The organism is Butyribacter sp., assembly GCF_056818865.1.
In genome coordinates this window covers 100,599-112,566 of record NZ_DBLYGC010000009.1, presented here as the reverse complement: position 1 = coordinate 112,566, position 11,968 = coordinate 100,599, and the positions used below count along the sequence as shown (strand labels likewise).

12 protein-coding genes and 1 pseudogene are annotated in these 11,968 nt (G+C 35.4%); 5 read left to right on the top strand and 8 right to left on the bottom strand.

The features are described from left to right. Window positions 1–65: 65 nt before the first annotated feature. Window positions 66–1,154: a CapA family protein gene (locus tag ACZLXV_RS05930; protein WP_482382796.1), complete on the top strand. Its 1,089-nt coding sequence runs from the start codon at window positions 66–68 to the stop codon at window positions 1,152–1,154. A 151-nt stretch (window positions 1,155–1,305) separates the two neighbouring features. On the opposite strand, the gene ACZLXV_RS05925 is transcribed toward ACZLXV_RS05930, so the two are convergent. Continuing rightward, window positions 1,306–3,207: an HD domain-containing phosphohydrolase gene (locus tag ACZLXV_RS05925; protein WP_482382795.1), complete on the bottom strand. Its 1,902-nt coding sequence runs from the start codon at window positions 3,205–3,207 to the stop codon at window positions 1,306–1,308. Between the two features lie 273 nt (window positions 3,208–3,480). Continuing rightward, entirely contained in the window at window positions 3,481–5,268 is a 1,788-nt protein-coding gene (locus ACZLXV_RS05920; RefSeq protein ID WP_022223434.1) for a methyl-accepting chemotaxis protein, read from the bottom strand. Window positions 5,269–5,517: 249 nt separating this feature from the next. Between ACZLXV_RS05920 and ACZLXV_RS05915 the strand changes: the two genes are divergently transcribed. The 4 genes and pseudogenes from ACZLXV_RS05915 to ACZLXV_RS05900 all read left to right on the top strand — a co-directional run. Next, on the top strand, window positions 5,518–7,452 hold the full coding sequence (locus tag ACZLXV_RS05915) for a serine/threonine-protein kinase (RefSeq protein WP_482382794.1): 1,935 nt from the start codon (window positions 5,518–5,520) through the stop codon (window positions 7,450–7,452). Between the two features lie 20 nt (window positions 7,453–7,472). Next, window positions 7,473–7,898, top strand: a complete 426-nt coding sequence (locus tag ACZLXV_RS05910; protein WP_022223437.1) for a transcriptional regulator — start codon at window positions 7,473–7,475, stop codon at window positions 7,896–7,898. 161 nt (window positions 7,899–8,059) lie between these two features. Further along, a complete protein-coding gene (locus ACZLXV_RS05905) occupies window positions 8,060–8,887 on the top strand; it encodes a helix-turn-helix transcriptional regulator (RefSeq protein WP_482382793.1) in 828 nt (275 codons plus the stop codon). Window positions 8,888–9,052: 165 nt separating this feature from the next. Then, window positions 9,053–9,265: pseudogene (locus ACZLXV_RS05900) on the top strand (hypothetical protein); the annotation flags it as partial. A gap of 45 nt (window positions 9,266–9,310) precedes the next feature. Here ACZLXV_RS05900 and ACZLXV_RS05895 read toward each other — a convergent pair. The 6 genes from ACZLXV_RS05895 to ACZLXV_RS05870 form a co-directional block, all read right to left on the bottom strand. Beyond that, window positions 9,311–9,493 (bottom strand): hypothetical protein, encoded by a 183-nt coding sequence (locus tag ACZLXV_RS05895; protein WP_022223439.1) that lies wholly within the window; start codon window positions 9,491–9,493, stop codon window positions 9,311–9,313. Window positions 9,494–9,683: 190 nt separating this feature from the next. Then, the gene (locus ACZLXV_RS05890) at window positions 9,684–9,800 is read right to left on the bottom strand and encodes a putative holin-like toxin (protein ID WP_371818814.1); all 117 of its coding nucleotides are present in this window, start codon (window positions 9,798–9,800) and stop codon (window positions 9,684–9,686) included. Between the two features lie 20 nt (window positions 9,801–9,820). Further along, window positions 9,821–9,991 (bottom strand): hypothetical protein, encoded by a 171-nt coding sequence (locus ACZLXV_RS05885; protein ID WP_482382792.1) that lies wholly within the window; start codon window positions 9,989–9,991, stop codon window positions 9,821–9,823. Continuing rightward, entirely contained in the window at window positions 9,988–10,608 is a 621-nt protein-coding gene (locus ACZLXV_RS05880; protein WP_482382791.1) for a hypothetical protein, read from the bottom strand. Before ACZLXV_RS05880 ends, ACZLXV_RS05885 begins: the two co-directional genes overlap by 4 nt. A gap of 100 nt (window positions 10,609–10,708) precedes the next feature. Continuing rightward, entirely contained in the window at window positions 10,709–11,200 is a 492-nt protein-coding gene (locus ACZLXV_RS05875) for a helix-turn-helix domain-containing protein (protein WP_482382790.1), read from the bottom strand. Between the two features lie 192 nt (window positions 11,201–11,392). Then, a complete protein-coding gene (locus tag ACZLXV_RS05870; RefSeq protein ID WP_482382789.1) occupies window positions 11,393–11,959 on the bottom strand; it encodes a hypothetical protein in 567 nt (188 codons plus the stop codon). Window positions 11,960–11,968: the final 9 nt, after the last annotated feature.

The following is an 11,968-nucleotide window of genomic DNA, read 5'->3' as shown; positions in this document are numbered from 1 at the left end:
ATCCTCTGCAATACTTTCATCTACTGTAATACTTTCTGACGATTTCGATAAGTCATTATTTTCGGTTGTTTCCAATTCTGAAATTTCTACAGGTTCCTGTTACGACAAAAGAACCGGCTGCTACTAAAAAGCCTGACACCACTAAAAAACCAACTACTACTAAAAAGCCAACTTCAACTAAAAAGCCAACTGCTGCTAATAAGAAAAGCAATATCACAAAAATTACTATCAGTGCTGCCGGTGATTGTACGCTCGGCTCTGACTACAAGTCACCGTCCAGCGTAAATTTCTATGCAAAATATAACGAGAAAAAAAATGCTTCTTACTTCTTTAAGAATGTAAAAAAGATGTTTAAAAATGATGATTTGACTATTGTCAATTTTGAGGGTACTTTGACTAAAAGGAATACCCGAGCTCAAAAAACTTTTGCTTTCAAAGGAAATCCTTCATATTTAAAGATTTTGCAAAAAGGAAATGTTGATGCTGTTTCTTTTGCAAATAACCACTGCCGTGATTACGGTGAGGGCAGCTATCAGGATACTATTTCTGTTTTTAAAAAGAATAAAATGCCTTATGCTTCTTACGGTAAAGTTTCTGTTTATAAAACTAAGGGCAAAAAAATCGGTATGATTGCTGTCAACGGTCTTGAGGGTGTTTCATCAAGTGAATATTACATAAAAAAAGGTATTCAAAAACTCAAAAAGAAAAAAGTCAATCTCATCATTGTAAGTATGCACGCAGGCATTGAAAAGACAAGTTCGATAAATGATGTACAGAAAAGCATTGCCCATTATGCGGTTCAACATGGTGCAAATCTTGTACTTGGACATCACCCTCACACTTTACAGGGTATAGAAAAATACAAGGGTGCTTACATTGTCTACAGCCTTGCCAATTTCTGTTTTGGTGGAAACACCAATCCTGCCGATAAGGATACTATGATTTTTCAGCAGACTTTTACTTTTAAGAACAAAAAGTTAAAGAAAACTAAAGATGTAAAAATTATTCCTTGCAAAGTTTCATCTTCAAACAACATAAACAATTATCAGCCTACCCCGGCTAAAGGAGCCGCAAAAAAACGCATTATATCAAAAATGAACAGCTTCTGTAAACCTTATAATTTAAGTTTTAATAAAAATGGGAAATTAAAATAAAAATCACAAAGAGCGTGTGAATAATACTTTTCTCTTTTCACACGCTCTTATTTATTACATCCATCCCCTGATTATCAAACTAATCCTCGATTATCAAGTTGCTCTTCTATTATCGAATCATTCCACAATTATCAATGACTATCACCTGTTATCACTCAATTATGCCATGTATTGTTTCCAAAAATACTGCCGGCAGAAATGGCTTTGTGATATAATCTTCTACACCCATTTCCCGTGCTTTCTCTATTGTATCATAATCTCGTGTTGCTGTTATAAAGGCTGCTTTGACATCTGAGAATCCGCGTATCTGTGATAATGTATCAAAACCGTCCATCTCAGGCATTTCAATGTCAAGCAGCAAAAGGTCAATTTCTTTTTCTTTAACTATTTCGATTGCCTCTTTTCCGCTTTGTGCCGTAAGTATCTCATACATAGGCTCGTCTTTACATATTCCCTTCACCAGCATAAGGTTCATTTTCTGGTCATCTACAACAAGTATTGTCCGCTTCAATTCATCAGTCTGCTTCATGTCATAGTTTTTATCTTCGTCAATCATCTGAAGCATAATATCTGCAATTTCAGGGTCAAATTGTGTTCCTTTTCCCTTTTCAATTTCTCCACGGACAACCTCCTGCGGCAAAGCATTTCTGTAACTTCTGTTTGATGCCATTGCATCGTAGCTGTCTGCCACTGCTATTATTCGTGCAATCTCAGGTATATTTTCGCCTTTTAATCCGCTTGGATATCCTGTTCCGTCATAATGTTCATGATGATATTTTGCACCAATACCCAAGTCCTTAAATCTTCGTATTCCTTTTAAAATATGGTAACCTGTGACCGGATGAAGTTTTATCATTGAAAACTCCTGCTCTGTAAGTTTTCCCGGCTTGTTTATTATTGCATCAGGTATCCTTATCTTTCCCATATCATGAAGTAATGCTACCCTGTATATCTCATCCTGTTCTTTCTTCGACTTGCCCATTCGCGCCGAGATTTCCCTGCTATACTTTGCCACTCTCTCTGAATGACCTTTTGTGTATTTATCTTTCGCATCAATTGTTTTTGCAAGTGCCTGCATTACACTGTCATTTATCTCAATAAGCTGGTTATTTGTCGCATCAAGTTCATTTAATGTGCGCATTGTAATTTTTCTTGACATCGTACAAAAAACAACAATTATTATGTAAAGCGCTATACTCAGCGATACATCATACATAATAAGTCTGCTTGTTTTTTGATACAGCTTGTCATTATTTACAATCATAACAGCATACCACTCACCCATAATCGGGGCAGAAAATACCGTAACTTTTCCGCTCTTCATATTGTATGTAAAAGTCTGCTCTTTGCCTGATTTTACTTTATTATAAATAGGTGCCATTTCACCTTTTGAATAATCTTTGCCAATGCTTTTATTATTTGAATGTGTAACGACAAGTCCGGTCTTATCACACACAAATCCATAACCGTGACCATTAAGTTTTATGGCTTCTGTCTCTTCCTGAAGAGTTCCAAGTTCTATATCTAAAGATATAACACTCTCCTTGTCCTCCAGAAGCTGGCTTATAGAAACCATAATAGTCCCTGTCTGCGCATCAAGATACGGCTGTACAAATGTAGGCTCGCCGTTTGCGGCAACAGCCGCTTTATACCACTCTCTATCCTGCGGCACATAATCTTTTTCAGGCTGCCAGCCTATTCCGTCAAGATATTCTCCATTGAAAAGTCCATAAATTCCCGTAAAACTTTTATCTACATCCCTCTTGTAATATTTTGACTCCTGTGTCAGAAAGTCTAAAATATCATCCCCACTGTAATTTTCACGCAGCATATATTCTACGGTAATAGCCGTAAGTTCAACTGCATCCATTCCTCTCGACAAATATGCATCCATCTGCTCTTTCTGTTGCTTTAATGCACTTTCTCCCACCGAAAGCGTATCATCCACAGCCTTTTTATAAAATGCCTGAATTGTACAAAATGATAAAATTGCAATCGCACAAAAACATACTATCAACGTCGCAATATACTGTCTCTTATTGATTTTTTTCATATGGCTCCATTCCCCTTATCAATCTGCTTTTAAACAAATAATTCATTTCTATGTAAGTTATTTTTATACATAAACAACTAAAAAATATAAATTTGCTTTGATTATATCAAAATATATTGTCCTATGCCATAAAAATATATAAATAAAGTAAAAAATGACTGCATATCAGCTTTTTTCAAAATATACAGTCACATTTTTATCATATTTTTTGTTTTAATTATTCATATTTATTCTGCTGTTTACAGATAAACTTTTCAATTTAAGCAATAAATCTTAGACAATAAATCTGCTCATATCTCCGACAAGTCCCTCTGCCTGCTGTGCCATCTCATCACAACTCTGTGCAACTCCTGTCATAAGTGCTTCAAGTTCCTGTGATGATGCTGTCACCTCTTCTGTAGATGCAGCCGTACTCTCAGTTCCTTTTTCTATGTTGCGCACTTTGTCAGATATATCGTTGACAGTTTCTGTCATGTTCTTTGTTATGCGATTTATGTCAACAAGCTTTTCGTTTGTAAATGATATTCCACTGAATACTTTATCAAACTGTTCAATAACCTGTTTTGTATATGATGCATTTTCTTCATTACTTCCTACAACATTATCAATATCTCTGTGGCATTCCTCAAAATCGGTAGTCAATGAATCAATAATATCTTTAATGTTGTTAAGCTCTGCTGATGTATTCTCGGCAAGTGTCTTTATATTTCCTGCAACCACGGCAAATCCATGTCCTGCCTCTCCTGCTCTTGCTGCTTCTATGCTTGCATTGAGAGATAAAAGGTTTGTTTGAACAGCTATTTCTTCAATAACATTCAATATCTGAGTCATATGTTTAATAGATTCATTTGTCTCATTTATCTTTGTTGCTATTCCGGAAATCTGTTCTGTCATTTCGGCACTTCCCTTGCTCATAAGCTCAACTTTTTCTTTCATCTCATTACTTGAGACATTGAGCTGTTCCACATACTCACTTACATTGTTTACACTCAAGTTCATTTCTTTACCGTCACCTGACATAACCTCAACATTGTTTGCAATTTCAGAAAGTAAATCGACCTGAGTTGTAACGTCTGTTGCAACATGTTCAATAGCTTTTGCAACCTGAGAAGTAGCCGTCAACGCTGTTTCTGTCTTTCCCTTTATATCTGTACTGTTGTTTTGTACTGTTCCGGCTGTCTCTTTTGCCTTGGAAATACTGTCTCTAAATGATTTGATGGCAAGATTGGTATGTGCCACCATCTGTCCCAATTCATCTGACCTTGAAACAACTTTGCCATCCAGAGTGCTTGACAAATCACCTGATGCAACTGACTCAAGTTTACCGCGCACCCTCTCGATAACTCCTACAAGCTGTCTTACAATTATGTATGATACAACGAGCATCAAAACTACAAGTACAACAGTAACTACTATCAGAAAACTTGTAGAACCGCTGAATATCTTTATAATTCTATTCAAACCTGTGGATTTCTGAACAATCCCCTGTATATCGTCTGAATAAATTCCTGTCGTAATAACCCAGTTCCACTTATCAAACTTCTGGCTGTAAGCAACCTTTGGTGCTACCGTCTTTCCATCCGATTTAGTAAAATAAAATTCATTAAATCCTCCACCCTCATCGGCAGTTTTCATGATAGACTGAATTATTTTTACTCCGTTTTTATCTGTAAGGTCATATCTGTTTGTTCCCTCCTGCTCCGGCAGAATTGGATGCATAACAAGATTATAATCGGTATCGTCAACCCAGAAATATCCTGAAGAATCATCTCCATATCTTAGATTGCGCAATGTTTCCAACGCATCTTTTTTCGCAGTATCTTCGTCAATCTTACCATCTTCACTAAGATTATAATAATATTCCACAGAACTTATTGCAGACTGAACCTCTGATTTAACTTCTGTTTTATATGATTCTAAAGTGTTCTCATATAAAACATTTTCCATTCTCTCCCGAATGTTTCCAAAAATCAATACTGTAATTCCAACTAAAATCAGACATGTCACCAAAACAACGCCTGAGAAAAATAAACTTAATTTATTCGCAAGTGATTTTTTCATACCCTTTACCCTTTCTTCCTTTATTTAATAATTTTTTTCAATAAACCTTACTCTATTAGTATATCACGCTATAATATAAAAATCCACAAAAATGTCGCATTTTCTCCTATTAACTTCCCGTTTTCGCATTTTAACGTACCTTATCAAAAAAATTGTTATCTGACTAATGTTTAATGCCTTTTTTCTAATTCCAATTTTATGCCACATCTGCTATACTATAAATAGACACGCATCTAGGAGGAGAAGCACATGGTATCATATGAAAAAATATCACTTATTTCGGAAAAAACTTATAACAAGGTATGGTTGGCAAATTTAAAAAATTCAGACACTATTGTTGTTGTAAAAGAAATTTCCAACGCAAATACAGATGTTTTAAATTCTGTTGCATCCATAAAAAATATTCACATTCCTAATATTTTATCCTGTGAAACAAACGGCGATATTACCACTATTGTCGAAGAATACATTTCAGGTATGCCCCTTGATTCCTATATCAAAGATAAACAATTATCAGAGCCTGAAATCATCAGTCTCATTTCACAGGTGTGCGATGGCATTAAAACACTGCACACACAAAATCCGCCTATTATTCATAAAGATTTAAAACCGTCAAATATTCTTGTATCAACTGACGGCACAGTTAAAATTATAGATTTTGATGCAGCCAGAAAATATAATGATACTGCAGATACTGATACATGTCATCTCGGCACCTCCGGATTTGCCTCACCTGAGCATTACGGTTATTCACAGACGGATGCACGAAGCGACATTTATTCCATAGGTGCTGTTATGTATGAATTATTTTCGGGCAGACAGTTTCCGAAAAATTCATCTGAATTAACTTTAAATGCAGACGAACTTTGCAATTCTGCGCATAAATCTTCCAAAAAGCTAATTAATATTATTGAAAAATGCACTATGTTTAATCCTTCTGCAAGATACCAGAATATTGATGAATTAAAACGTGCATTAACAAATTACAATAACCGCACAAAAAAACTTGTAGCTTCATGCAGCGTTGCGGCACTCGCATTATGCTGTCTTATCGGAAGTCTCATCATATCATTAAAGCCAAATGATAAAGCTAACGGTGCAAAGCACATTGTTGCAAACACACCTGTTTCTGAACCGGCATCTGATGTTGACGCTGCACAAACCGAAACACCCGTAAAACCTGAAAATGTTTCCGTTTCTGAAACTGCTGACAATGATACAAAGAAAAATCCTGTCAAAAAAATAGCAAAAGCAACAAAAATAACTAAAAATAATACAAAAAAGAAAAAAGCCAAAAGCATTAAGCCACAAAAATCAGCTGTCCCAACAATAAGCAGTGCAGCTAATCCAACTAATACAGTTAAAAGCAAAAAAAATGCTGACAGCAACAGCAAAAAAAATACCACACAGAATAAAACTGCAACAAATAAAAAAAACACGAAAAGTGCACCTAAAGCAACTTCTACACCAAAAGCAGCTTCAACTCCGAAGCTCTCCAATCCGGTTGCCGTAGAACTTTCAAACAAAGCAGTATATCATCTTGATTCATATTTTGCAGACACTCAGGAATCTGTTGAATTTATTATTTTTTATTTGAAAACCAATCCGTCACTTACACCTGTCAATGTCGGATGTGGATTATTGGATACATATAAACTTCAAAATGTTTATCTTGAAGATATTTCCAACGGTTATACCTATCTTATTCCCGCAAAATATTGGTCACTTAAAGATAATCACATTGTAAATATATCTGACAAATTTTTAGACGCATTGCAGACAAATCATACATATAAAATTATTCTTGACTGTGACAACGCATATATTACCGTTAAGATTAGGGCTATAAAAGAACTCAGCAAAGTTACAAAACCTTTTAATCTTTTCGCAATATCACCTGCCTGCATTGACTATTCGTACAAAAATCCTAAAAATATAACGCTGTCATTGACAAACGGATACGGACGCAAGGTCACCAAGATTAAATTTAACGATTCAGGCAAAACATTAAGTTCAAAATATTACAGTATAGATAAAACTAATTCATACATTACTTTTAAGAAGTCTTTCTTTAAAGAATTTGGAAACAATGCAAATATTAAATTGCAGATTTATTACAATACTGTATCGCAGATAATTGACTCGAATAGGTACACACTACTCACCTTTAATATCAAAGACTAATAATATGAAACGAGGAAACAATGAAACAATCAACTGAAGAATTAAAAAATGAAATCACAGCTTCTGATTCACTTGAAAATTGGTCAGAAGACAAAAAGGATTCTATCGACGAGATTACCTTAGCAGAATATTTAAAACGTATGCTTGAAATACATAATATTTCTAAAATCAATGTAATTTCTAATGCACAGCTTGACACAACTTATGGTTACCAGATTTTTCAGGGTAAAAAACATCCAAGCAGAGACATACTTTTAAAAATTGCTTTCGGTTTTCCATTGACCGTCGATGAAACAAACCATTTACTCTACTATGGCAACGTGGGTACACTATATCCCCGCGTCAAAAGAGATGCCTATATTATGTTTGCACTACACCAGAAATATACCGTTATACAAGCTAACGATTATTTATATGAACACAACGAAAGGACGCTCTCAATTTAGCGTCCTTTTATTTATCAAAATAAATCCCTTTAAACAAATTTATCTGTCGTAATACGAATACAATAGAACAATTTGAACATCACATTGCAATTCATATTGTACACAAAACATACACATGTTAAAATATTTATAGTCGCGACAATATTACAGGAGGATTAAAAATGCTCTGGTATTATATGTATCCATCTACTGAAGGAGTTACAGATTTACCATTTTACGTTGTAAGTATTGGTTTACATGAATTGCAGCCACGCATTGAACGGCCCAATGGCTATGACTACGACCAGTTTTTCTATAATTGCACCGGTTCAGGATGGCTAGAAATAAATGATCATAAATATGAATTGCCGGAAGGTTCCGCTTTTTTTATTCCAGCAAAAAAACCACATTGTTATTATCCGGATGGGGATGTGTGGGATATTCGCTGGATGGTACCCGGTGGAAACAGCCTGACACCTCTTTACCATAAATATAATTTAGAAAACGGAGGAGTCTTTACATTACATGACGAATCAGAACTTGATCGTATATTAAACCAAATCCGTATGGAACTTATTAAACACCCTAAAACAGGAAATGTACTGGCTGCCGGTTCTGTTTATCCATTTATTATAGAATTTATATACCAGACTATGTTGTATAATTCAACAGAATTTAATAACACACCTTATGAACAACAAATGCGTACTTTACAAGAGTACATCAAGATACATTGTGTACACCCAATTTCTATAAGTGATTTATGCAAAGTATTAGCTGTATCACCTCAACATGTTTGTAGAATATTTAAAAAAACACTGGGTATACATCCAACTGAATATATAAATCAGGTACGTATCGAACTTGCATGTTCAATGTTGTTATACAGTAATCTTTCTATTAAAGAGATTGGAGAAAAATGTGGTTTTCAAAACACCAGCTATTTTTGCAAAAAATTTAAACAATTTGAACACTTAACCCCGCTGGAATACCGAAACAGTGTTATTTGATTACTATAATTATAGTTTCAATTCTCAAACCAACTTATTAACTTCATATTTTATTCATTTGGAGGTATTATTATGCGACTAAAAACTCTTATCAAAAAAACCAGTGCCATATTATTATCATCTGCTTTGAGCTTGTCACTTTTTTCAAATCCTAATAATTAGTGTCTGCTGATTGACACTAATTATGATTCTGCTTCGGCTGATTTTGACTTAACCATACAGAATAATTCAACTGTTTCCGTTGATAATATGGCTGCGCAGGTTGCACTTTATGACAATAACGAAAAGCTTGTGACAACCTCAGATGCTCCAATCAATACCATTGCATCTGACGAAAAACAAACTTCTACTGTGACAATCACAATAAAACAACCGAAATTATGGGATTGTGATAACCCAAATCTTTATACTGCCGTCATATCTTTATATGACAAAAAAACCTTTTTTCTTGAACCGGCTCTTTTTCCGCCGTTTCATTTTTTCTGTCTTAGCCATTTCTCTGGCTTTCTTTAACATTCGCTGTTTGGAACGATAATCCAGACTTTCGAACACACGCTTTGCCGGTTCACTTAATGATTCAATGACCTCTTTATCAAGATGATCCATTCGCTGCCACCTCCAATTATATTCAGTGGGCTGTATGTATGCTTTTGATTTTTCTGTTGAATGTTTTGGGGAAATATGATATATTGATATTAGAAAAGGAAAGTACCCACTCCAAAGTGGATGCTCCCAGATGGTTTTTAAATGTCCTTACGGACACCGCCTATCCTGTTTGCCGACAGGATAGGCATTTTTATTTTCGCTTGTTTCTCTTATTGAGAAAGGCAAGCAACGCTATAACAAGACTACCAAAGGCACATAACAATGTTAATATGCCGATGAAAATCGAAAGGATTTCAAAAGCTGTCATTCACGTCAATTCATCTGCCCTTATTTTTCCTTATTTTTTCCCTGTTTGCCTGTTATTTTTTTATTGACCATCTCATGGAAATTGGTATTAAATAACTGATACAGACTACTGTCTTTTTCCATCGTATTATCAAACGGAACAATCTTATCGCCAAACCGGATAAGTCCCATTCCCGGCTCTGCTCCATTCACACAGGCAAGCCACCCATGCGATAATAACTATGTAATGCTCGCAAGCGTTCCGTGGCATCTAACGGTATCAGGCAACTCCCCAATCGGTGAAATAACTGCTGAATGGAAAATTCTATGGTGTTAAAATAATTTCTGGCACTTTCATAATCCGGCTTTCTGCAGCTGACAATGAAATACTTGGATTGCAAAAGTCCTCCCCGCCCTTCCTGCAATCGCTTTTCAATCAGCTTGTGGTATTCTTTCGCCAAAGGCTCCATTTCTTTGCTGACTGCCTTCTGCAGAATTTCTTCCCGCAACCTTCCATTGTCGGCATAATGATTGGATACAATCACCTTGTAGCTGACATTCATTGACCGAAGCAGCGTTTCAAATCGCTTGCCGGTTTCTTCTTTTTCTTGCTCATCCTGTGTGGAAAAGTTAATATCCTCAAACAGATACATCCTGTCAAACTGGTGAATCTTCTTTTTCACTCCGTCTTTGTTTGTTGGACTCTCCAGTTCAAAGATACCGTTTTCTGATATTCGATAGATTGGTATCGTATCCTGGATACACAATGGAACTTTGTAAATGTGTTGCGTCTGTGGAGTCAGTGAGTCCTTTCTGAATAATTTTAGCATTTGTTCTAACCTCCTGATCTTGTTTTAGATATGAAAAAAAGAACTACCGAAGTAATTCTTTTTTCATTTTTTGTATATGAATTTGTCCAATAGCTAAATTTCAATGTTTCCGAATAGAATGATAGAGAAACACCATTCCAGCACCCAATAATAAAACAGCTATTATTAAAATGCAAACCAAAGGGAACCGTAAAATATAATCTGACGAATTTGTAAAACACTCATTATAATTTCTAAATTCAAATGCTTGATACCATTTTGCAAATAACGGCATCAAGAAAGCAAATATCCCACCTATCATGATACACGTTATGGAGATACACCTTTCAATAATACTACCATTACTATTTTTCCTATCCATATTGTGATTATTTGTGTCCTGATCGTTATCGGTATCAACCTCGTCCTTCATAAGATAATCCAACGAACAGTCAAAATATCTTCCTAATTTGACCATATTTTCCATATCAGGAATCGTCCCCATTTCCCACTTGGAAACAGCCTGTCTGGAAACATTCAGTTTTTCTGCTAGCCGCTCCTGTGATAATCCGTTCTGTTTTCTTAATTTCTGTAATTTTTCAGCAAATGTCATAACTTACATCCCCTTTCTGTTTTTCAGTGTAATTACAGTATATCTTTATCTCCCAATCTATCTACCATCTGTACCTTGCAAATCCGCAATTCAAGGTTACATTCCGGAAAATACTGCCGATTTATGCACTTCTGCTATAAATCAGATCATGATAGGTACATCCACGACATTGCAGTCACCTCTGTTTTGATTTTATACCCTTTTATAAATAATAGGAGCATCATATCCAAATGTACGTTTCCCATTCACTTCCATACTCTCCGATACCTCCAAACATGTATCAGAAAATTTCTCCCACAACCGAAATATCATTACCGGCGAAAACTGGCTCACACTGCCCCCTTCCCATACTCCATCCTTTTCATGATACAAAGCCGGAGTAAATTTTTCTGACTTTTTCAATGCACTATATTTCACATTTTTCATTGTTTTGTAGGAAAATGTATTCTTATCCTCTCCTTCCGGAATTTCATAGGAAGAAAGCATAATCCCATCATCCTGCTCTGTCAACAAAAACAAATGTGGCGAAGAATGACGTTTTCCTTGGCTTTGATAATAACTTTCTTCCACAATGAATATGCCAGAAAAATCTGCCGGCAGATCCTGTATTTTATTGTTACACGGCGTATTAACATGCTCCGCATATGGATATATCTCTCCTGCTTCCTTCATTTTTTGAAATTGTTCCTGATTATCAAAGTGACCTGTCATCATTTTAATAAACTGCTCAAATTTAGATATATTTTCTGTATGGCTCATATAATTCTC